This is a genomic window from Franconibacter sp. IITDAS19, from assembly GCF_023079515.1.
GTDB lineage: Bacteria > Pseudomonadota > Gammaproteobacteria > Enterobacterales > Enterobacteriaceae > Franconibacter > Franconibacter pulveris.
Genome location: NZ_JALJCP010000012.1, coordinates 19,744 through 42,122, shown reverse-complemented (window position 1 = coordinate 42,122; position 22,379 = coordinate 19,744). Strand labels below are relative to the sequence as shown.

21 protein-coding genes are annotated in these 22,379 nt (G+C 58.4%); 14 read left to right on the top strand and 7 right to left on the bottom strand.

The features are described from left to right. Positions 1-141 precede the first annotated feature (141 nt). The 7 genes from MT962_RS21575 (at position 142) to corA (ending at position 7,303) form a co-directional block, all read left to right on the top strand. Positions 142-342 (top strand): lipoprotein, encoded by a 201-nt coding sequence (locus MT962_RS21575; RefSeq protein ID WP_024558957.1) that lies wholly within the window; start codon positions 142-144, stop codon positions 340-342. A 37-nt stretch (positions 343-379) separates the two neighbouring features. Beyond that, the gene (gene dapF, locus MT962_RS21570; protein WP_024558956.1) at positions 380-1,204 is read left to right on the top strand and encodes a diaminopimelate epimerase; all 825 of its coding nucleotides are present in this window, start codon (positions 380-382) and stop codon (positions 1,202-1,204) included. After that, positions 1,201-1,905, top strand: a complete 705-nt coding sequence (locus MT962_RS21565) for a DUF484 domain-containing protein (RefSeq protein ID WP_024559836.1) — start codon at positions 1,201-1,203, stop codon at positions 1,903-1,905. The genes dapF and MT962_RS21565 overlap by 4 nt, the downstream gene beginning before the upstream one ends. Continuing rightward, positions 1,902-2,807 carry a tyrosine recombinase XerC gene (gene xerC, locus MT962_RS21560; RefSeq protein WP_024558954.1) on the top strand — a complete coding sequence of 302 codons (906 nt, stop codon included), beginning with the start codon at positions 1,902-1,904 and terminating at the stop codon, positions 2,805-2,807. The genes MT962_RS21565 and xerC overlap by 4 nt, the downstream gene beginning before the upstream one ends. Further along, positions 2,807-3,523: a 5-amino-6-(5-phospho-D-ribitylamino)uracil phosphatase YigB gene (gene yigB / locus MT962_RS21555; RefSeq protein ID WP_024558953.1), complete on the top strand. Its 717-nt coding sequence runs from the start codon at positions 2,807-2,809 to the stop codon at positions 3,521-3,523. The genes xerC and yigB overlap by 1 nt, the downstream gene beginning before the upstream one ends. 118 nt (positions 3,524-3,641) lie before the next feature. Further along, positions 3,642-5,804 carry a DNA helicase II gene (uvrD, locus tag MT962_RS21550; RefSeq protein WP_024558952.1) on the top strand — a complete coding sequence of 721 codons (2,163 nt, stop codon included), beginning with the start codon at positions 3,642-3,644 and terminating at the stop codon, positions 5,802-5,804. Positions 5,805-6,352: 548 nt separating this feature from the next. Beyond that, positions 6,353-7,303 (top strand): magnesium/cobalt transporter CorA, encoded by a 951-nt coding sequence (gene corA / locus MT962_RS21545; protein ID WP_024551643.1) that lies wholly within the window; start codon positions 6,353-6,355, stop codon positions 7,301-7,303. Between the two features lie 38 nt (positions 7,304-7,341). Here the strand turns inward: corA and MT962_RS21540 are convergent, their stop codons facing one another. From MT962_RS21540 to yigI, 4 genes are all read right to left on the bottom strand, one after another. Then, positions 7,342-8,136, bottom strand: a complete 795-nt coding sequence (locus MT962_RS21540) for a PhnD/SsuA/transferrin family substrate-binding protein (protein WP_247366384.1) — start codon at positions 8,134-8,136, stop codon at positions 7,342-7,344. Then, a complete protein-coding gene (locus tag MT962_RS21535; RefSeq protein WP_247366383.1) occupies positions 8,129-9,112 on the bottom strand; it encodes a fatty acid desaturase in 984 nt (327 codons plus the stop codon). Before MT962_RS21535 ends, MT962_RS21540 begins: the two co-directional genes overlap by 8 nt. Positions 9,113-9,250: 138 nt before the next feature. Then, entirely contained in the window at positions 9,251-10,144 is an 894-nt protein-coding gene (rarD, locus tag MT962_RS21530) for an EamA family transporter RarD (RefSeq protein WP_024558949.1), read from the bottom strand. 48 nt (positions 10,145-10,192) lie between these two features. Next, positions 10,193-10,663: an acyl-CoA thioesterase YigI gene (gene yigI / locus MT962_RS21525; protein ID WP_024559832.1), complete on the bottom strand. Its 471-nt coding sequence runs from the start codon at positions 10,661-10,663 to the stop codon at positions 10,193-10,195. Positions 10,664-10,829: 166 nt separating this feature from the next. Here yigI and pldA point away from each other — a divergent pair, with 166 nt between their 5' ends. From pldA to rhtC, 3 genes are all read left to right on the top strand, one after another. Further along, the gene (pldA, locus tag MT962_RS21520) at positions 10,830-11,699 is read left to right on the top strand and encodes a phospholipase A (protein ID WP_024558947.1); all 870 of its coding nucleotides are present in this window, start codon (positions 10,830-10,832) and stop codon (positions 11,697-11,699) included. Between the two features lie 67 nt (positions 11,700-11,766). Further along, the gene (gene recQ, locus MT962_RS21515) at positions 11,767-13,593 is read left to right on the top strand and encodes an ATP-dependent DNA helicase RecQ (protein ID WP_024558946.1); all 1,827 of its coding nucleotides are present in this window, start codon (positions 11,767-11,769) and stop codon (positions 13,591-13,593) included. A gap of 71 nt (positions 13,594-13,664) precedes the next feature. After that, positions 13,665-14,285, top strand: coding sequence for a threonine export protein RhtC (gene rhtC / locus MT962_RS21510; protein ID WP_024558945.1), 621 nt, complete (start codon positions 13,665-13,667; stop codon positions 14,283-14,285). Here the strand turns inward: rhtC and rhtB are convergent, their stop codons facing one another. Beyond that, the gene (gene rhtB, locus MT962_RS21505; protein ID WP_024558944.1) at positions 14,286-14,906 is read right to left on the bottom strand and encodes a homoserine/homoserine lactone efflux protein; all 621 of its coding nucleotides are present in this window, start codon (positions 14,904-14,906) and stop codon (positions 14,286-14,288) included. Between the two features lie 109 nt (positions 14,907-15,015). Between rhtB and pldB the strand changes: the two genes are divergently transcribed. From pldB to MT962_RS21490, 3 genes are all read left to right on the top strand, one after another. Continuing rightward, positions 15,016-16,008, top strand: a complete 993-nt coding sequence (pldB, locus tag MT962_RS21500) for a lysophospholipase L2 (RefSeq protein WP_048888692.1) — start codon at positions 15,016-15,018, stop codon at positions 16,006-16,008. Between the two features lie 49 nt (positions 16,009-16,057). Further along, positions 16,058-16,858, top strand: a complete 801-nt coding sequence (gene yigL / locus MT962_RS21495; protein WP_024558943.1) for a sugar/pyridoxal phosphate phosphatase YigL — start codon at positions 16,058-16,060, stop codon at positions 16,856-16,858. Between the two features lie 110 nt (positions 16,859-16,968). Beyond that, positions 16,969-17,868: a carboxylate/amino acid/amine transporter gene (locus MT962_RS21490; RefSeq protein ID WP_024559828.1), complete on the top strand. Its 900-nt coding sequence runs from the start codon at positions 16,969-16,971 to the stop codon at positions 17,866-17,868. Here the strand turns inward: MT962_RS21490 and metR are convergent. Next, positions 17,756-18,709: an HTH-type transcriptional regulator MetR gene (gene metR, locus MT962_RS21485; protein WP_024559827.1), complete on the bottom strand. Its 954-nt coding sequence runs from the start codon at positions 18,707-18,709 to the stop codon at positions 17,756-17,758. The two genes, MT962_RS21490 and metR, sit on opposite strands and share 113 nt — an antisense overlap. A gap of 312 nt (positions 18,710-19,021) precedes the next feature. Between metR and metE the strand changes: the two genes are divergently transcribed. Continuing rightward, positions 19,022-21,283: a 5-methyltetrahydropteroyltriglutamate--homocysteine S-methyltransferase gene (gene metE / locus MT962_RS21480; protein ID WP_024558940.1), complete on the top strand. Its 2,262-nt coding sequence runs from the start codon at positions 19,022-19,024 to the stop codon at positions 21,281-21,283. A gap of 132 nt (positions 21,284-21,415) precedes the next feature. Here metE and MT962_RS21475 read toward each other — a convergent pair whose 3' ends face one another. Beyond that, on the bottom strand, positions 21,416-22,240 hold the full coding sequence (locus tag MT962_RS21475; protein WP_247366382.1) for a dienelactone hydrolase family protein: 825 nt from the start codon (positions 22,238-22,240) through the stop codon (positions 21,416-21,418). Positions 22,241-22,379 lie beyond the last annotated feature (139 nt).

Genomic DNA, 22,379 nt, shown 5'->3' with positions numbered 1-22,379 from the left:
ACTTTGAATAGAAACCGCGCCGCGCGGCCGTTTCTTTCCCGCGACAGGTTTTCCATTACGCGGCGGCATGCAAACTATTGCTTTTCAGGGTTCACCTGCGATGATAGAAAGCAGAATAAATGAACCACAGGCAATCAATAAATGAAGACGATGTTCCGTTCGCTGGCGCTGCTGTTAACGTTGTTTAGCCTCTCAGGCTGCGGCCTTAAAGGCCCGCTTTACTTCCCGCCGCAGGACAATCAGGCGAAACCGGCTACCCCAGCGCAGCCGCAGACGCAGACGGTAACGCCGAACCGCAACGACCGTGGCGATAACGACGGCCCGACCCAGGTGATCTATTAGTAAACCGCGCCGCGTAACCGCGCAAACGGAGTAAAAAATGCAATTCTCTAAAATGCATGGCCTTGGTAACGACTTCATGGTCGTTGACGCGGTGACCCAAAACGTCTTTTTCTCACCTGAGCTGATCCGCCGCCTGGCGGACCGGCATCTGGGCGTCGGTTTCGATCAGCTGCTGATCGTCGAGCCGCCTTACGATCCGGATCTCGATTTTCACTACCGCATCTTTAATGCCGACGGCAGTGAAGTCTCGCAGTGCGGCAACGGCGCGCGCTGTTTTGCCCGCTTTGTTCGACTGAAAGGGCTGACCAACAAGCGGGACATTCGCGTCAGCACCGCCAATGGCCGCATGGTATTGAGCGTGGATGAAAACGACCTGGTGCGCGTTAACATGGGCGAGCCGGTATTCGACCCGGCGAAAGTGCCGTTTCGCGCCAACAAGGCAGAGAAAACCTATATCATGCGCGCCGCCGAGCAGACCATACTGTGCGGCGTAGTGTCGATGGGCAATCCACACTGCGTGATTCAGGTGGATGATGTGGCTACCGCGCCGGTGGAAACGCTGGGGCCGGTAATGGAGAGCCACGAGCGCTTTCCGGAGCGCGCCAACATCGGCTTTATGCAGGTGATGAATCAGGAACATATCCGGCTTCGCGTGTTCGAACGCGGGGCGGGAGAAACCCAGGCCTGCGGCAGCGGCGCCTGCGGTGCGGTGGCGGTAGGGATCCAGCAGGGGCTGCTGGCCGAGCAGGTGCGCGTGGACCTGCCCGGCGGTCGCCTGGATATCGCCTGGAAAGGGCCGGGTCATCCGCTTTATATGACCGGGCCTGCAACTCATGTCTATGACGGGTTCATACATCTATGACTAATGCCGGGGAACAGCAGGCAAGCCTCGTGGAGCTGGATGACGAGGCGGTATGCGACTACCTGCTGAACAATCCTGACTTTTTTATCCGCAACGCCGCCACGGTTGAGCGGATGCGCGTGCCGCATCCGGTTCGTGGCACTGTCTCGCTGGTCGAATGGCATATGGCGCGCTCCCGCAACCATATCAGCATGCTGCAAGAGAATATGTCGCAGCTGATGACACAGGCGAGCGTCAATGAAGATCTTTTCAACAGCTTGCTGAAGCTGCAACGCAGGCTGAGCGCGGCCGACAGCCTCCAGGATATGCTGACGCGCCTGCACAAGTGGGCGCGGGAAATGGGGCTTGCCGACGCCTGCGTGCGGCTCTTTCCGGACCGCTGGCGCATTGGCGCGCCTTCCGGTTTCACCCATCTCGCCCTGAGCCGTCAGGCTTTTGAGCCGGTGCGCATCCAGCGCCTGGGGCGCGACTATCACTACCTTGGGCAACTGAATGGCCCGGAGCTGTTGGTGGTGTTGCCGCAGGCGCGAGCGGTCGGCTCGGTCGCGATGTCGTTGATGGGGCGTGAGGACGATCTCGGCGTGGTGATTTTCAGCAGCCGGGATCCGCACCATTATCAGGAAGGGCAAGGCACGCAACTGCTGGACGAGCTCTCGCTGATGCTGCCCGATTTGCTGGAGCGCTGGATTGAACGCGTATGATCGATTCCCCTTTGCAGGAAGCGGCAGACCGCTTTCTTCGCTACCTGAAGGTTGAACGCCAGCTCAGCCCGCATACGCTGCTGAACTATGGCCGTCAGCTTGCCGCACTGATTCAGCTTGCCGGTGAAATGAAGCTGCAAAGCTGGCAGCAGTGCGACGCCGCCGCCGTGCGCTCCTTCGCCGTGCGCAGCCGCCGCGCCGGCCTGGAAGCGTCAAGCCTTGCTTTACGTCTCTCCGCGCTGCGCAGCTTTTTTGACTGGCTGGTCAGCCAGGGCGAGCTGCCCGCTAACCCGGCGAAAGGCATTTCTACCCCGAAAGCGCCGCGCCATCTGCCGAAAAATATTGATGTTGATGACGTTAACCGCTTGCTGGATATCGATATCAACGACCCGCTGGCGGTGCGCGATCGCGCTATGCTCGAGGTCATGTATGGCGCCGGGCTGCGTTTGTCGGAACTGGTGAATATCGACTGCAAACATCTCGACCTCGATAGCGGCGAGGTGTGGGTAACGGGCAAAGGGAGCAAAGAGCGTCGGCTGCCGATGGGGCGCAGCGCCGTGCAGTGGCTCGCGCACTGGCTTAACCTGCGCGAGCTGTTCGGCCCGGATGACGACGCGCTTTTTCTCTCAAAACTCGGTAAGCGTATTTCGGCGCGCAACGTTCAGAAACGCTTCGCCGAATGGGGAATTCGTCAGGGGCTGAACAGCCATGTGCATCCCCATAAGCTGCGTCACTCGTTCGCTACCCATATGCTTGAATCAAGCGGCGATTTGCGTGCGGTGCAGGAGCTGCTTGGCCACGCGAACCTCTCCACCACGCAAATCTATACTCATCTTGATTTTCAACATCTGGCCTCGGTCTATGACGCCGCGCATCCACGCGCCAAACGGGGGAAACCGTAATGCATTTTTATCGCCCTCTGGGCCCGATCGCCGCTCTGACGTTCGATCTTGACGATACGCTGTATGACAACCGCCCGGTAATCCGGCGCACCGAACAGGAAACGCTGGCGTTTATGCAGCGCTATCACCCTGGCCTGCGCGATTTTACCCTGGCTGATTTCCAGCGGGTGCGCACCGTACTGCGTGAAAAAGACCCGGAAATTTATCACGATGTGACCGAGTGGCGCCGACGCGCCGTTGAGCAAGTGATGCTGGAGGCAGGGCTGTCGGCGCACGAAGCCGCTGAAGGCGCGCGGGAAGCGATGCTTAATTTCGCCGCCTGGCGCAGCCGCATCGACGTGCCGCAGGAAACGCACGATGCCTTGAAAAAGCTGGCGCAGAAGTGGCCGCTGGTGGCTATCACCAATGGCAACGCCGAGCCGCATCTCTTCGGTCTTGGTGACTATTTTAAATTTGTGCTGCGCGCAGGTCCGCATGGTCGTTCTAAACCCTATAGCGACATGTATCACCTGGCGGCGCAAAAGCTTGGCGTTACGCCGCGTGAAATCCTGCACGTGGGGGATGACCTTACCACTGATATCGCCGGGGCGATTCGCTCAGGCGCGCAGGCGTGCTGGATAAACCTGCTGGATGGCGACCTGATGCAGGTAGAAGACAGCCGTTTGCTGCCGCATCTGGAGATTTCGCAGTTGGCATCCCTGACCTCGCTGATATAATCGTCACAACTCTGTATATAATTCCAGGTCTGTATCCCTGAATCTTTGACTCGGTTAGCTGTGCTGAGCGCGTCAAAGATTCAGGGCATACCCTGCTTATCCTTACCCGGCGGTGCCAATGGACGTTTCTTACCTGCTCGACAGCCTTAATGATAAACAGCGCGAAGCCGTAGCCGCGCCGCGCAGCAATATGCTGGTGCTGGCGGGCGCGGGCAGCGGCAAAACCCGGGTGCTGGTGCACCGTATCGCCTGGCTGCTGACGGTTGAGAACTGTTCGCCTTACTCCATTATGGCGGTGACCTTCACCAACAAAGCGGCGGCGGAAATGCGCCACCGCATCGGGCAACTGATGGGCACCAGCCAGGGGGGCATGTGGGTCGGCACCTTCCACGGTCTGGCGCACCGTCTGCTGCGCGCGCACCATATGGATGCCGGTCTGCCGCAGGATTTCCAGATCCTCGACAGCGAAGATCAGCTGCGCCTGCTCAAGCGCCTCATCAAAGCGATGAACCTGGATGACAAGCAGTGGCCGCCGCGCCAGGCGATGTGGTACATCAACGGCAAAAAAGACGACGGCCTGCGCCCGCATCACATCCAGAGTTATGGCAACCCGGTAGAGCAGACCTGGCAGAAGATTTATCAGGCTTATCAGGAAGCGTGCGACCGCGCGGGCCTGGTGGATTTTGCCGAGCTGCTGTTGCGCGCCCACGAGCTGTGGCTCAACAAACCGCATATCCTGAATCACTATCGCGAGCGCTTCACCAACATTCTGGTGGACGAATTCCAGGATACCAACAGCATTCAGTACGCCTGGATCCGCATGCTGGCGGGCGAGACTGGCAAAGTGATGATCGTCGGCGATGACGACCAGTCGATATATGGCTGGCGCGGCGCGCAGGTGGAAAACATCCAGCGCTTCCTGAACGATTTCCCGGGCGCGGAGACGATTCGCCTCGAGCAAAACTACCGCTCCACCAATAACATTCTGAATGCCGCCAACGCCCTGATTGCCAACAACGCCGGGCGCCTGGGGAAAGAGCTCTGGACCGACGGCAGCGATGGGGAGCCTATCTCCCTCTACTGCGCCTTTAATGAGCTCGACGAAGCGCGGTTTGTGGTTAACCGCATCAAAGTCTGGCAAGAGAACGGCGGCGCTTTGCAGGATTGCGCCATCCTCTATCGCAGCAACGCCCAGTCGCGCGTGCTGGAAGAGGCGTTATTGCAGGCCAGCATGCCGTACCGCATCTATGGCGGCATGCGATTCTTCGAGCGTCAGGAAATCAAAGACGCGCTCTCTTATCTGCGTTTGATGGTGAACCGTAACGACGACGCGGCGTTTGAACGCGTGGTCAATACACCGACCCGCGGCATTGGCGACCGCACCCTGGACGTGGTGCGTCAGGCGTCGCGCGACCGTCAGGTTACCCTCTGGCAGGCCAGTCGCGAACTGTTGCAGGAAAGGGCGCTAGCAGGCCGCGCCGCCAGCGCCTTGCAGCGTTTCCTTGAGCTTATCGACGCGCTGTCGCATGAAACCGCCGACATGCCGCTGCATGTACAGACCGACCGGGTAATTAAAGATTCCGGCCTCTGGCTGATGTACGAGCAGGAAAAAGGCGAAAAGGGCCAGACGCGTATTGAAAACTTAGAAGAGCTGGTAACGGCGACGCGCCAGTTCAGCTATCAGGATGAAGATGAAGACTTGATGCCGCTGCAGGCGTTTCTCTCTCACGCCGCGCTGGAAGCGGGCGAGGGGCAGGCGGATGCGTGGCAGGATGCGGTGCAGCTGATGACGCTGCACTCCGCGAAAGGACTGGAGTTTCCGCAGGTCTTTATTGTCGGCATGGAAGAGGGGATGTTCCCAAGCCAGATGGCGCTGGATGAGGGCGGGCGGCTGGAGGAAGAGCGCCGCCTCGCCTACGTGGGCGTCACGCGCGCGATGCAGAAACTCACCTTAACCTATGCCGAAACGCGCCGCCTCTATGGCAAAGAGGCTTACCATCGTCCTTCGCGCTTCATCGCCGAGCTGCCGGAAAACTGCGTGGAAGAGGTACGCCTGCGCGCCAGCATCAGCCGTCCGGTCAGTCACAAGCAGCTGGGCGCGCCGATAGCGGAAAACGACTCCGGCTACAAGCTCGGTCAGCGCGTGCGCCATCCGAAGTTCGGCGAAGGCACCATCGTTAATCTGGAAGGCAGCGGCGAACACAGCCGCCTGCAGGTGGCGTTCAATGGCCAGGGGATTAAATGGCTGGTAGCCGCTTACGCCCGGCTTGAGACGGTTTAACCCTGCTGACGATGCGTAACGGGCGCGCAGCGTCGCGCCCACGCCATTTTTTTGTCACACCTTATTGCCATAATGCTGGCAGAGCTCCCCGCTTCGGAATTATCTCTTTGAAAAAGGAGATTATTTCTTAGCGAAACGCGTACCTGGCTGCTAAAACTAAAGTATGGCGGCAGGCAAAACAGGCCTGCGGCGGGGAAGTTGACGAGGCGAGCGTCAGACGCCAGCGCCTGCGTCGTTATTACCGCCAATAAGTGAAGTGGTCTATCTTAAGTGCGCGTGTTGACGCCTAATTTTCGCTGGCGTAACATGCGCCCACGATTACGCTAAGAGGACATTCGCCTTGGACACACCCAGTAGATGCTGGCTCAAAAACCTGTCAAACAGGCACAACTCCTAAGGCTATCCTCTCACGCTGATGGCCTTAGTGGTTGTCGGCGACCGCATTTTACCCCGTCGCGCTGAGTCAGACTGTTTAAGGGTCTGAAACCCATATTGTTTCTGTGTGCCAACCGAACTGTCCGAGATTTTTTGTATTGGGAGTCCCGGTCATGCTGAGCGCATTTCAACTGGAAAATAACCGCCTGTCTCGCCTTGAAGTGGACGAGGCCGCCCCTCTGACGAATTCCATCTGGGTTGATCTGGTGGAGCCGGAAGAGAGCGAGCGACAGCGCGTGCAAACGGAACTTGGTCAGAGCCTGGCAACACGCCCGGAGCTGGAGGATATCGAAGCTTCCGCCCGCTTCTTTGAAGATGAAGACGGGCTGCACATTCACTCCTTTTTCTTCTATGAAGATGCGGAAGACCATGGCGGCAACTCCACTGTGGCGTTCACCATTCGTAACGGACGGCTCTTTACGCTGCGCGAGCGCGAGCTGCCGGCGTTTCGTCTCTATCGTATGCGCGCCCGTAATCAGTCGATGATGGACGGCAACGCCTATGAACTGCTGCTCGATCTGTTCGAAACCAAAATCGAACAGCTGGCGGATGAAATTGAGAACATCTATAGCGATCTGGAAGAGCTGAGCCGCGTGATTATGGAAGGGCAGCAGGGCGACGAATATGACGAGGCGCTCTCCACCCTGGCTGAATTAGAAGATACCGGCTGGAAAGTGCGCCTGTGCCTGATGGATACCCAGCGCGCGCTCAACTTCCTGGTGCGCAAGGCGCGTCTGCCGGGCGGGCAGCTGGAGCAGGCGCGGGAAATTCTGCGCGATATCGAATCCCTGCTGCCGCACAACGAATCGCTGTTCCAGAAGGTCAACTTTCTGATGCAGGCGGCGATGGGCTTTATCAACATCGAGCAGAACCGCATCATCAAAATCTTCTCGGTGGTTTCCGTGGTTTTCCTGCCGCCGACGCTGGTGGCCTCCAGTTACGGCATGAACTTCGAATTTATGCCCGAGCTGAAATGGAGCTTCGGTTACCCGGCAGCGATTATCTTTATGATCCTCGCAGGCCTGGCGCCCTACCTTTACTTCAAACGCCGCAACTGGCTGTAATAAAAAAAGGAACCTCAGGGTTCCTTTTTTATCATGGCTTACAGCGCGTCGACACCCGCCACGGCGGCTTCCCGCTGCCATTGCAGCATCACCTCGTAATCGTCGCGCCCGATTGGGCTGAAGCCCTGAATCAGCGCGGCGGCGCAGGTTGCATGCAGCGCCGGTTCGCTGACGAGCTGCTGTAGCGCGGCGCGTAACGCCGAAAGGGTGTCGGCTGGAGTATCACGCGAAGTGATAAGCGGCAGCCCCGGCGCAAGCGGCGTCTCTTCAATCAGCGTCAGCCCGGCCAGCAGCGCGGGCTGATACCGCTGCAGCAGCGCAAACGTCACGCAATCAATTGCCGTAATATCCGCCTGCTTTTGCTGTAACGCCTGTAGCGACTCCCGGTGGCCGCCGCTAAAGGTCACGTCGCGGAAAAAGCGCGACGGCGAACCCAGTTGCGAGACCATTTTGCGCAGCACGTTATAGCCGGAGTGGGAATCAATGGCGTTGCAGACCGCCGTTCTGTCCTGAAAATCCGCCAGCGTTTTGCCTTTATCGCCTGCCCGCGCGACTAAAAAGCTGCGGTAAAACGGCCCCTCGCAGCCCGGCGCGGAATAATGAAAGCAGCCAACGGTCTGCACGTCGGGCAACTGGGTGGTAAGCGGGTAGCCGCAGGTCTGGCTTAACAGCAGGTCATCATCACGCCAGTGCTCAGGCAGAGGCGAAGGGCGAACAAAAACGCACTCCGCCGTCACGCCATGGTTTATCAAAAGCGGACGCAGCGCGGCCCACAACGCATCGGTGGTGGGGGGGTGAACATCATACATTGGCAGCGCCACGCGTTTAGTCATCGTCTTTCGATACTCTGTCAGCCGCAAACGAGGTGGGATGTGCCGTCACGTCAACCGCCGCGAAAAGAAAGCGGCGCAGCCATTCACGGTATCCCTGCACCACGAACCCGCGGTTGCGCTGCTGGTATTCTTCCCGGTAAAGCGCATAAACTTTACGCAGCCCATACCAGGGCAGGCCGGGCAGATCGTGATGTACTGAATGATAGTTCAGATTTAAGAACAGCAATCGCCAGGGCCAGGCGGCCTCGTTGATGACCGAGCGGGCCAGCGGCTCGTCATCGGCACGGTGCTCCAGAAACGAACGCACTTTCGTGATGCCCAATGCCGGATAGCTGACGGCGAGCAGGAACCAGACGATGGAAAACCCGCACGCCTGAAGCCAGGCGAAGAGCAGGGCGAGCAGTGCGCCGTGGGTGAGCCACATCGCTATGTTACGGCCGTCACGCTTGCGGAACGCCTGCGTCATGGTCGCCAGCGTGCCGATAATATCGAGCAACGGCGCCAGCAGCACTCTTCCTGCAAAGGTATTACGCAGCACTATTACGCGCCGCTGCCAGCGTGGAAAACGCCGCCAGCGCTCGGCGGAAAAGTAGTACGTTTCCGGGTCTTCATCCGGCAGCGTAAGTTGGTGGTTGCGATGATGGGCCAGGTGCGAATCGCGATACAGCCCATAGGGGTACCAGACCGCCAGCGGCAGCGTGCCGAAGAGCTGGTTCAGCCATGGGTAACGCGTCGGGTGCCCATGAATCAGCTCGTGCTGCAGCGACATATACCAGGCGGTGAAAAGAATAAGCAGCAGCGTGGCGGGCCACAGGCCGAGCGTTTGCCAGCAGGCCAGCACGCCGAACCAGCCGCCGTAGATAGTGATAATCAGCAGCCAGGTCGGCAGCTCGCTGCGCCAGATCCACGAGCGGGCAAGCTGGCGGATCGCTTCGCGTTGCTGCTTATGCAAATAAGCGGCGGATTTCTGGCTCATGCTGAATGCCTCCGGGAATGACGCAATATTCCCGGAAGATGCGAGCGGGCGCCTGAAATAACAACCAATTAAAACGCGTTAGCTTTGCAGAAAAGCGGCAATAGCGGACCCGGCCTGCGAGCAAGCCGGGTGAAGAGGTTAGGCGTTGCGCGTACGGCGTTGGGTATAGACAGCGTCCATCACGAAGATGGCCAGCGCCAGCCAGATAAAGCCAAAGGTGACCATCTTATCCGGCCCCGGTACCTCGCCGTAGAAAAGCACGGCCAGCAAGAACATCAGCGTTGGGCCAATGTACTGGAAAAAGCCGAGCGTCGAGAGACGCAGGCGGGTGGCGGCTGCGGTAAAGCAAAGCAGAGGGATAGTCGTCACCACGCCCGCCGCCATCAGCAGCAGATTGAGCGTCCACGGGTTATTGCCCATATGGCTTGTCGCGCTGTTGGCGAAACCGAAAAGGTAAATCGCAGCGACCGGCAACAGCCATAGTGTCTCCATCAGCATGCCGGTCTGCGCGTCCACCGCGATTTTCTTTCGTACCAGGCCATAAAAGGCGAAGCTGAAAGCAAGACCAAGGGCGATGACCGGCAGCGAGCCGAAGGTCCACAGCTGCACCAGCACGCCGCACGCCGCCAGCAGCACCGCCAGCCACTGCATGCGGCGAAAGCGCTCACCGAGAAACACCATGCCCAGCAGAATATTGACCAGCGGGTTGATGAAGTAGCCGAGGCTCGCCTCCAGCAGATGGTGGTTATTCACCGACCAGATAAACAGCAGCCAGTTACCACCCACCAGCACGGCGCTCAGGGCGAGTGCAATCACTTTTTTCGGCGTGCTGAATAGCTTTTTCACGCTGCTCCACTGACGGCTTAAGGAGATCAGCGCCACCATGAAGAAAAAGGACCAGATGACGCGGTGAGTCAGGATTTCATCCGCAGGAACATAATAGATAAGCTTGAAATAGGCGGGCGCAATGCCCCAGATAAAATAAGCAGCCAGCGCGAAAAGCACACCCTGCCGCGTTTGTTTAGCATCCATCAGAAAAGCTCTTTGCAGAAAAGTGGGCGCAGTTTAGCAGTATCGTTCTCAGCCCACCATGTAAGTCGCGGTAGCGCTGGCGATGTAAACCTGCTCTTCGTTATGCAGTTCCACGCGTGCGACAGCCACTTTGTTTCCGGCGCGCAGCAAACTGCTGGTGGCGGTGAAGCGCTGCCCGCGGCCCGGGCGTAAGTAATCCACCCGTAGGTCGATAGTGCCCATGCGCGAAAGACGCTGGCGCAACTCTTCTTCGCTGATGGATTCATGCCGCGTCAATGTGCTGCCCACGCAGACCAGTCCCGCCGCCACGTCCAGCGCAGAAGCGATTACGCCGCCGTGCAGAATGCTTTGCGCCCAATTGCCAACCATCATCGGCTGGTTATTAAAAGCGAGCTGAGCGAAGGCTTTCTCATAGCGCTCCAGTTCAAGCCCCAGCGCGCGGTTAAAAGGCATGTGATAAACAAAAATTTCGCCGACCAGCTGTAAGGCGGCATCCGGTGTCAGCATTGTGGCGGACATGGTTCGTTTCCCGATCCAACGTTATGGTTATTCGAGTGTTGATTTTATGCTTCGTAATTGTGACGTTCAACTTTAAGACAGGGGGACTATCGGTAGAAAAATAAACCGCTAGAATGGCAGGCGGCAAAATAATTCATAACGACGATAGTCCAGGAGAACATGGCCCATGCGCAAGACTCTGGGTTTGTTGGCGGCAGCGAGCCTGCTGCCCTGCACAGCATTTAGCCAGGAAGCTACGATTAAAGAAGTCCATGACGCACCCGCCGTGCGCGGCAGCATCATTGCTAACCTGCTTCAGGAGCACGATAACCCTTTCACGCTTTATCCGTACGAGAGCAATTATCTGCTCTATACGGTAACGGACGATCTGAATAAAGAGGCGATCCAGTCCTATAACTGGTCTGATAATGCGCGTAAGGATGAGGTGAAATTCCAGATAAGCCTCGCCTTCCCGCTCTGGCGCGGTATTCTGGGCGATAACTCCGTGCTCGGCGCCTCTTACACTCAGCGCTCCTGGTGGCAGCTTTCCAATAGCGGCGAATCCTCTCCGTTTCGTGAAACGAACTATGAGCCGCAGCTGTTTCTTGGCTTTGCGACCGATTACAGCCTCGGCGGTTGGACGCTGCGCGACGTAGAGTTCGGCTATAACCATAACTCGAACGGCCGCTCTGACCCTACTTCCCGCAGCTGGAACCGCGCTTACGCCCGCCTGATGGCGCAAAACGGCAACTGGCTGGTGGAAGCAAAGCCCTGGTATGTGCTGGGCAATACCGACGATAACCCGGATATCACCAAATACATGGGCTATTACCAGCTCAAAGTGGGTTATCAGTGGGGCGAGGCTATCTGGAGCCTGAGGGGCCAATATAACTGGAACACAGGCTACGGCGGCGCCGAGCTGGGCTTTAGCTACCCGGTGACTAAGCATGTCCGCCTGTATACCCAGCTTTACAGCGGTTACGGCGAATCGTTAATCGATTACAACTTTAACCAGACGCGCTTTGGCTTTGGGGTTATGCTTAACGATCTTTTCTAAAGCATTGCAGTTTCCGACGCAGGCGCTGAAAATAGCGCCTGTTTTCTTTTCAGCAGGTGGAGTGAGCGTGGCGCAGGCGGAAGTTTATAATCAGGAATCGCTGGCGAAGCAGGTTTTACAAGAAACCTTCGGCTATCAGCAGTTTCGCCCGGGCCAGGAAACCATCATCAATACGGTGCTGGAAGGTCGCGATTGCCTGGTGGTGATGCCCACAGGCGGCGGTAAATCGCTGTGCTATCAGATCCCCGCGCTGGTGAAAGAGGGCCTGACCGTCGTCGTCTCTCCGCTTATCTCGCTGATGAAAGACCAGGTCGACCAGCTGCTCGCCAACGGCGTGGCGGCCGCCTGTCTTAACTCAACCCAAAGCCGCGATCAGCAGCTTGAGGTTATTGCTGGCTGTCGTACCGGCCAGGTTCGCCTGCTTTATATCGCGCCAGAGCGGCTGATGATGGATAACTTCATCGACCAGATTAGCCGCTGGCCGCTCTCTATGATTGCCGTGGACGAAGCGCACTGTATTTCCCAGTGGGGGCACGATTTCCGCCCGGAATATGCGGCGCTCGGCCAGTTGCGCCAGCATCTGCCGCAGGTGCCGTTTATCGCCCTGACCGCCACGGCTGACGACACCACGCGCCTTGATATCGTGCGTCTGCTCGGCCTGCAGGACCCGCTGATTCAAATCAGCAGCTTTGACCGGCCGAATATCCGTTACATGCTGATGGAGAAATTCAAGCCGCTCGACCAGCTTATGCGCTACGTGCAGGAGCAGCGAGGCAAGTCAGGCATTATCTACTGCAACAGCCGCGCAAAGGTGGAAGACACCGCTGCGCGCCTGCAAAGCAAAGGCATCAGCGCAGGGGCGTACCACGCCGGGCTGGAGCCGCAGGTTCGCGCCGAGGTGCAGGAGAAATTCCAGCGCGACGATTTGCAAATCGTGGTGGCGACGGTCGCGTTCGGTATGGGCATCAACAAGCCCAACGTGCGCTTTGTGGTGCACTTCGACATTCCGCGCAATATCGAGTCTTATTATCAGGAAACCGGGCGCGCCGGGCGCGACGGCCTGCCCGCCGAAGCGATGCTGTTTTACGACCCGGCGGACATGGCCTGGCTGCGCAAATGCCTTGAAGAAAAACAGCCCGGGCAGTTGCAGGATATTGAGCGCCATAAGCTCAACGCCATGGGCGCCTTCGCTGAAGCGCAAACCTGCCGCCGTCTGGTGCTGCTTAACTATTTCGGCGAAGGGCGCCAGCAGCCCTGCGGCAACTGCGATATCTGCCTCGACCCGCCGCGCCGTTACGACGGCCTGCTGGACGCGCAAAAGGCGCTCTCAACGATTGCGCGCGTTAACCAGCGCTTCGGTATGGGTTATGTGGTGGAAGTGCTGCGCGGGGCGAACAACCAGCGCATTCGCGAACTGGGGCACGACAAGCTGAAGGTGTACGGTATTGGCCGCGATCAGAGCCATGAGCACTGGGTCAGCGTTATCCGCCAGCTTATCCATCTCGGTGTAGTGACGCAAAACATCGCCGCGCACTCCGCGCTGCAACTTACTGAAGCGGCGCGTCCGTTTCTGCGCGGTGAAGCGCCGCTGATGCTGGCGGTGCCGCGCGTCGCCGCCCTTAAACCGCGCGTGGCGCAGAAATCTTACGGCGGCAACTATGACCGCAAGCTATTCGCTAAACTGCGCAAGCTGCGTAAAGCCATCGCCGATGAAGAGAATATTCCGCCTTACGTGGTGTTCAACGACGCCACGCTGATAGAAATGGCGGAGCAGATGCCGCTTAGCCCTGGCGAAATGCTGGGCATCAACGGTGTGGGCACCCGCAAGCTGGAGCGTTTTGGCCGCGAATTTATGGCGCTTATCCGCAGCCATGTCGACGGCGACGATGAGTAATCGTCAATAGCCACGCCTGCCTGAACGTGGCAGGATAATTCTTCTGCGAATTTTCTCACGAGTACTTTCTTATGCTGATGCTTTTTCTGACCGTGGCGCTGGTGCACCTGGTGGCGCTGATGAGCCCCGGTCCCGATTTCTTCTTTGTTTCGCAAACGGCGGTAAGCCGCTCCCGTAAGGAAGCGATGATGGGCGTGCTCGGCATTACTTTCGGCGTCATGATCTGGGCGGGCGTGGCGCTGCTCGGCCTGCACTTGATCCTCGAAAAAATGGCCTGGCTGCATACCGCGATCATGGTGGGCGGCGGGCTTTATCTCTGCTGGATGGGCTACCAGATGCTGCGCGGCGCGCTGAAGAAGGGCGAGCCTTCCACTGAGACGCCGGAAGTTGAGCTGGCGCGCGGCGGACGCAGTTTTGTGAAAGGCTTACTGACCAACCTGGCGAACCCGAAAGCGATTATTTACTTCGGCAGCGTCTTCTCGCTGTTTGTCGGCGACAGCGTGGGCTCGCATGAGCGGATGGGGATTTTCGTGCTGATAGCGCTGGAAACGTTCGCCTGGTTCGCGGTCGTGGCAAGCCTCTTCGCATTACCCGCCATGCGCCGCGGTTATCAACGACTGGCGAAGTGGATAGACGGCATGGCCGGCGCGCTCTTCGCCGGCTTCGGCATCCATCTGATTATCTCCCGCTAATTACGCCTGGCGCGCGGCGGCAAGCAGCGCGCCCACCAGCATAAACAGCGAGCCGAACAGGCGATTCAGGGCCTTCATCTGGCGAGGCCCTTTGATCCACAGCGCGATGCGCGTCGCAAGGGTCGCATAACCAATCATCACCACGATATCCACCACCACGGTCGTTACGCCGAGGATCAGATACTGCATCGCCTGCGGCTGATGCGGCGCGATAAACTGCGGAAAGAGCGCAGCGAGAAAAACGATGCTCTTCGGGTTGGTAAGATTCACAAAGACCGCGCGCTTAAACAGACGGCGGCGCGGCTGGCTTTGCGCGACGGCGTTTAAGTCGATGGCGCCGGCGGCGCGCCACTGCTGGATGCCAAGCCAGATAAGATAGGCCGCGCCCGCCCACTTTAAGATCTCAAAAGCCAGCAGCGAGCGGGAGAACAGCGCGCCTAAGCCTACGCCCACCAGCACGATATGAATCGCCAGGCCGAGCTGTAGCCCGGTGATGGACGCCGCCGCGCCGCGGTAGCCGTGGCTGATGGCGGTGCTCATGGTATTAATCGCCCCGGAACCCGGAGAAAGGCTTAAAATCAGCGTGGTAAGAAGATAGGTAAACCACCATTCGAAGGTCATGTGAAATTCCCTGGCTGCGCACTTTTATGCCACAATACGCTAATGTAGAGGGTTGTGCTACGAGTCACAAAAAAAGCATTTTTTGGCGTTCGCACAGGGCAGGCAACCGATGCATAAGCACAAAAACGGATGGTTCAGGCGGGAAAACGCCTTTGCGGCCTTCACGATGGGGCCGCTTACGGATTTCTGGCAGCAGCGCGAAGAAGATGAATTTATGGGCGTGGACGACGTGCCGGTGCGCTTCGTACGGTTTTGCGCCCCCGGCAATGACCGGGTCATCGTCGTCTGTCCGGGCCGCATCGAAAGCTATGTAAAGTATGCCGAACTGGCTTACGATCTCTTCTACTGCGGGTTCGATGTGTTAATCATCGACCACCGCGGGCAGGGGCGTTCCGGCCGACTGCTGGAAGATACGCACCGCGGCCATGTGGTGAATTTCAGCGATTATGTCGACGACCTGGAGCGGTTCTGGCAGCAGGAGGTGGCGAGCGGGCCGTGGCGTAAGCGCTACGTGCTGGCGCATTCGATGGGCGGCGCTATTACCACGCTGTTTTTACAGCGCCAGCCGCAGGCGTTTGACGCCGTGGCGCTCTGCGCGCCGATGTTCGGCATTACTATCCGCCTGCCGGACTGGATGCTGCGCTCGATACTGGACTGGGCCGAAGGCTACCCGAAACTGCGCGATGGCTACGCTATAGGCACCGGGCGCTGGCGCGCATTGCCCTTTAGTCTCAACGTGCTGACACATAGTCCGGAGCGTTATCGCCGTAACCTGCGTTTTTATGCCGACGACCCGGACTTACGGGTGGGCGGACCGACGTATCACTGGGTGCGGGAAGGCATCCTTGCAGGAGAACAGGTGCTGGCAGGGGCCACTGCCGTCACTACGCCGCTATTGTTACTCCAGGCGGAAGCGGAAAGAGTGGTGGATAACCGCGCTCACGATCGTTTCTGCGAACTTCGCGCTGCGGCGGGCCATCCCTGTTGGGGGGATAAACCTTACGTCATAAAAGGCGCGTACCATGAGATCCTGTTTGAAAAGGACAGCATGCGCGCCGAAGCCCTGACTGCCATCGTTGATTTTTTCGATGCGCATAACTGATTACCGCGGCCAGCCTTCTTGTCGCTTTACCTGAGGTTAAATTCATCCTATGTACCATGTTGTCGCGTCTGACTTAGACGGCACATTACTTTCTCCGGACCACACGCTTTCCCCTTACGCCAAAGAGACGCTCAGGCTGCTGACCGCCCGGGGCATACACTTCGTTTTCGCCACGGGCCGCCATCATGTTGATGTGGGACAAATCCGCGACGGGCTTGAGATCAAGGCGTATATGATCACCTCTAACGGCGCGCGAGTGCATGATACTGACGGCAATCTGGTCTTCGCCCATAACCTCGACGCAGATATCGCCGCCGATCTGTTTGGCGTGATGCACAACAACCCCGACATCATCACCAACGTCTACCGCGATGATGAGTGGTTTATGAACCGTCACCGACCGGACGAGATGAAGTATTTCAAAGAGGCGGTGTTTAATTATTCGCTGTATGAACCGGGCCTGCTGGAGCCGCAGGGGGTGAGCAAAGTCTTCTTCACCTGCGATGTGCATGAAAAGCTGCTGCCGCTGGAGCAGGCGATTAACGCCCGCTGGGGCGACCGCGTCAACGTCAGTTTCTCTACGCTGACCTGCCTGGAAGTAATGGCCGGCGGCGTATCGAAAGGGCATGCGCTGGAGGCGGTGTCGAAAGCGATGGGCTATGGCCTGAAAGCGTGCATCGCCTTCGGCGACGGCATGAACGACGCGGAAATGCTCTCTATGGCTGGCAAGGGCTGCATTATGGGCAACGCGCACCAGCGCCTGAAAGATCTGCTGCCCGAACTGGAAGTCATTGGCACTAACGGCGACAACGCAGTGCCGCGCTACCTGCGTAAGCTTTTCCTCGACTAACGGGCACGATAACGAGTGGTTGCATTGTGACCACTCGTCAACCAAATAGTGCAACTTTTCGCCAGCACCTCCGCTACAATTGCGCTCTCTTTTTTTGTGAGACGGGTGCTATGGCGTTACTGATTATCACCACCATTCTGTGGGCTTTCTCTTTTAGCCTGATTGGCGAATATCTGGCAGGACATGTCGACAGCACCTTTTCCGTGCTGATGCGCGTGGGGCTGGCGGCGCTGGTCTTTCTGCCGTTTCTGCGCACCCGCGGTCAGAGCATAAAAACGCTCAGCCTCTATATGCTGGTGGGCGCGTTGCAGCTTGGCGTGATGTATTTGTTCAGCTTTCGCGCTTACCTTTACCTCACCGTGTCGGAATTTCTGCTGTTTACGGTATTCACGCCGCTCTATATCACGATGATTTACGACTTACTGAGCAAGCGCCCGCTTCGCTGGGGTTACGCCCTGAGCGCATTGCTTGCGGTCGTGGGCGCCGCGATTATTCGCTACGACAAAGTCAGCGATCACTTCTGGACCGGGCTGCTGTTAGTGCAGCTGGCGAACATCAGCTTCGCCATCGGCATGGTGGGGTATAAGCGGTTGATGGAGACGCGTCCGATGCCGCAGCACACCGCCTTTTCCTGGTTCTATCTGGGGGCGTTTCTGGTGGCGGTCGTCGCCTGGTTTACCATAGGCAACCCGCAGAAGCTGCCCACCACAACGTTGCAATGGGGCATTCTGGTGTGGCTTGGCGTGGCGGCTTCAGGGTTGGGCTATTTTATGTGGAACTACGGCGCCACGCAGGTTGATGCGGGCACGCTCGGCATTATGAATAACGTTCACGTCCCGGCCGGGCTGCTGGTTAACCTCGCCATCTGGCAGGAGCAGCCCCACTGGCCGAGTTTTATTATTGGGGGTACGGTGATAATGGCCTCGCTGTGGGTCCATCGACGCTGGGTCGCTCCGCGCTCTTCACAAACGGCAGATGATCGCAGGCGTGCTGACGCGCCGAGCGAATAAACGCCTCCGTCACCGGCTGACGCTGTTCGCCGTCGCGCACTGCGGCGTACAGCCGGCTCCATAAGCCTTCGCCCAGGGTTTTGGTCACCACCAGGCCCTGGCGCTCAAAACTCTCTACCACCCAGTGCGGCAACGCGGCGATGCCCATGCGCGCCGACACCATCTGAATCAGCAGCAGCGTGTTATCCACGCTCTTGAGCGAAGGACTGACGCCTGCCGGTTGCAGAAAATGCCGCCACACGTCCAGACGACTGCGCTGCACCGGATAAATCAGCAGCGTCTCCCCGGAAAAATCCTCCGGCGCGATGCGGGTTTTGGCGGCAAGCGGGTGATCGGTCGCCAGCACCAGGCGCACTTCAAAATCAAACATCGGCGAATAGTGCAGACCGCTGCGCGGCAGAATGTCGGAAGTCAGCACCAGGTCCAGTTCGCCCTGTTGCAGCGCAGGCTGCGGGTCGAACGTCACGCCCGATTTAAAATCCATCTCCACCTGCGGCCACTGGCGGCGGAAATTCTCAAGCGCCGGGGTCAGCCACTGGATGCAGCTGTGGCACTCAATGGCGATGCGAAGCTTCGTCTGCTGAGGCTCGTTGCACGCCTGCAGCGCCCGGCCAATCTGCGGCAGAACCTGCTCGGCCAGCTGCAGCAGGATTTCGCCCTGCGGCGTAAAGCGCAGCGGCTGGCTTTTACGCACAAACAGCCGAAAACCGAGCCGCTGTTCAAGATCGCTGAACTGATGAGAGAGGGCGGATTGCGTCTGATGCAGCGAGGCCGCCGCCGCCGCCAGAGAGCCGCAGTTTCGCAGCGCCTGGAGCGTTCGCAGGTGTTTAATTTCGATCATGAAAGTCCTTCACTTCGCCATGAGGAATTTGCGCTTGAGGAATATACAGTACCTGCGGATTATGGATGTGTAAACATCTGGACGTCCAAACTCGTCATAATTCGACTTGCAGATGCGTTGGCTTTCCTCGCTCGCCCCAGTCACTTACTGGAGTAAGCTCCTGGGACTCGCTGCGTCGCCGCCTTTCTGCAAGCCGAATTATTTAGAGTTAGCCCCTTCGGGGGCGGATCCGAAATGCATACGGATTAAGAAGAACAGACGAACAGATTCATCTCCTGGCACGGGATTCATTCTTAAGAGAGGCAGAACATCATGACTATCCATAACCACACCCTCGGATTCCCTCGCGTCGGCCTGCGTCGCGAACTGAAAAAAGCGCAGGAAAGCTACTGGGCGGGCAATTCCAGCCGTGAAGAGTTACTGGCGGTGGGCCGCGAGCTGCGCGCACGCCACTGGGAACAACAAAAGGCGGCGGGCATTGATTTGCTGCCGGTAGGGGACTTCGCCTGGTACGACCATGTTCTGACCACCAGCCTGCTGCTTGGCAATGTGCCGGCTCGTCATCAGAACGCGGACGGCTCGGTGGATATCGACACCCTGTTTCGTATTGGCCGCGGCCGCGCGCCAACCGGCGAACCTGCCGCCGCCGCGGAAATGACCAAGTGGTTTAACACCAACTATCACTACATGGTGCCGGAGTTCACGAAAGGCCAGCAGTTTAAACTGACCTGGACGCAGCTGATTGAGGAAGTGGACGAAGCGCTGGCGTTGGGCCACCACGTGAAGCCTGTACTGCTCGGTCCGGTGACTTACCTGTGGCTGGGTAAAGTGAAAGGCGAACCGTTCGACCGCCTTTCGCTTCTGAACGACATCCTGCCGGTTTATCAGCAGGTGCTGGCGGAGCTGGCGAAACGCGGCATTCAGTGGGTGCAGATTGACGAGCCGGCGCTGGTGCTGGAGCTACCGCAGGCGTGGCTGGATGCGTTCAAACCGGCTTATGAAGCACTTGCCGGCCAAATCAAACTGCTGCTGACCACTTACTTTGAAGGCGTGTCGGAAAACCTGGACACTATTGCCGCGCTGCCGGTGCAGGGGCTGCACGTGGACCTGGTTCACGGCAAAGATGACGTTAACGAACTGCATCGCCGTCTGCCTGCCGAATGGCTGCTTTCCGCAGGCGTTGTGAATGGCCGCAACGTCTGGCGCGCGGATCTTGCAGAAAAATATGCGCAGCTTAAGGATCTGGCAGGCAAGCGCGAGCTGTGGATCGGATCGTCCTGTTCGTTGCTGCACAGCCCTATCGATCTGAGCGTGGAAACCCGTCTGGATGATGAGGTGAAAAGCTGGTTCGCCTTCGCGCTGCAAAAATGCCAGGAGCTGGCGCTGCTGCGCGACGCGCTGAACAATGGCGATACCGCGAAAATCGATCAGTGGAGCGCGCCGATTCAGGCCCGTCGCCACTCGGCGCGGGTGCATAACGCCGCCGTAGGCAAACGCCTTGCCGCCATCACCGCGCAGGATAGCCAGCGCGCCCATGCTTATCCGATTCGCGCCGAAGCCCAGCGCGCTCGCTTTAAGCTACCCGCCTGGCCGACCACCACCATTGGCTCCTTCCCGCAAACTACCGAAATCCGCGGCCTGCGCCTGGATTTCAAAAAGGGGAACCTGGATGCAAATCACTACCGCACCGGCATTGCAGAGCATATCAAGCAGGCGATTGTCGAGCAGGAGCGCCTGGGGCTGGATGTGCTGGTGCATGGCGAGGCTGAGCGTAACGACATGGTGGAATATTTCGGCGAGCATCTGGATGGCTTCGTCTTCACGCAAAACGGTTGGGTGCAGAGCTATGGCTCCCGCTGCGTGAAGCCGCCGGTAGTGATTGGCGATGTGAGCCGCCCGGAGCCGATTACCGTTGAGTGGGCGAAATACGCCCAGTCGCTGACCGACAAACCGGTAAAAGGCATGCTGACCGGGCCGGTGACGATCCTTTGCTGGTCTTTCCCGCGTGAAGATGTCTCCCGCGAAACCATCGCGAAGCAGATTGCGCTGGCGCTGCGCGACGAAGTGGCGGATCTGGAAGCGGCGGGCATCGGCATCATCCAGATTGACGAACCGGCGTTGCGCGAAGGGTTGCCGCTCAAGCGCAGCGACTGGCAGGCCTACCTGGCGTGGGCGGTGGAAGCGTTCCGCCTGAACGCTGCCGTGGCAAAAGATGAAACCCAGATCCACACCCATATGTGCTACTGCGAGTTCAACGACATCATGGACTCTATCGCCGCGCTGGATGCGGACGTTATCACCATTGAAACCTCGCGTTCGGATATGGAGCTGCTGGAGTCGTTTGAAGAGTTCGAATACCCGAACGAAATCGGGCCAGGCGTGTATGACATTCACTCACCGAACGTACCGAGCGTGGAATGGATTGAGGCGCTGCTGAAGAAAGCCGCCCAGCGCGTACCGCAGGATCGTCTGTGGGTTAACCCGGACTGCGGCCTGAAAACCCGCGGCTGGCCGGAAACCCGCGCAGCGCTCGCTAATATGGTGAAAGCGGCGCAAAACCTGCGTCAGGCGTAAGGTTTCGTCGGGGCCGGGGAGGGAGGTTGACCCGCCCTGCAAACTCGCGCGTCGTAGAGAGGTAAGGGAGTTGTCGCCTGCCCTGAGCGGCAGTCTGAAAATAAAATCGCCCGGCAAAACCGGGCGATTTTTTTATCCTTTTTTCGCGCCGTAGCGCGCAAACCACGCCAGCATTCGCTGCCAGCCATCTTTTGCCGACTCGGCATGGTAGCTCGGGCGATAATCGGCGTTAAACGCATGTCCCGCTTCCGGATACACCACGATTTCCGCAGTGGCGTTAGCCGCCCGCAGCGCCTGACGCATGGTTTCCACCGTGTCCAGCGGAATGCCGGTGTCCTGCGCGCCATACAGCCCTAAAACAGGCGCGTTCAAGTCTGTCGCCACATCCACCGGGTGTTTCGGCGAATTCAGCGTTTTATCGCCCAGCAGTTTGCCATACCAGGCGACGGCGGCTTTAAGCTGCGGATTATGCGCGGCGTAGAGCCAGCTAATGCGCCCGCCCCAGCAGAAGCCGGTGAGCAGCAGCCGATGCGCGTCGCCGCCGTTGCGCGCCGCCCAGTTGGCGGCGTGATCGAGATCCGCCAGCACCTGCGCGTCCGGCACTTTAGAAACCAGATTGCTGAGCAGAGAAGAGATATCGTTGTAATCGTTCGGATCGCCCTGGCGGAAATAGAGTTCTGGCGCCACGGCCAGATACCCCTCAAGCGCCAGACGACGGCAGATATCGCGGATATGTTCATGCACGCCAAAAATTTCCTGCACCACGATAACTACCGGCAGCGGGCCATCGGCGTTTTTCGGGCGGGCGTGATAAGCGGGCATATTATCGCCCTGTGAAGGAATGGAGGTTTCACCGGCCAGAATGGCGTCTTCCGGCGTCTGGACTACCGTTGAAGCAACGGGAGAAACGGACGGGGCGAAACCCGGTTTGTTGTCGGTTATTGTGTTACTGGTCATGGCATTCTCCGTACCCTTTTTAGCGCATCCGATAACTATAGCGTGCGATAGTAAATTCACCGTTGAACAAAAACGCGTTGTACGAAAGCGAAAGTTATCATTACAGGCAGCAAAGTGTGATTTGCATCACTAATTAATG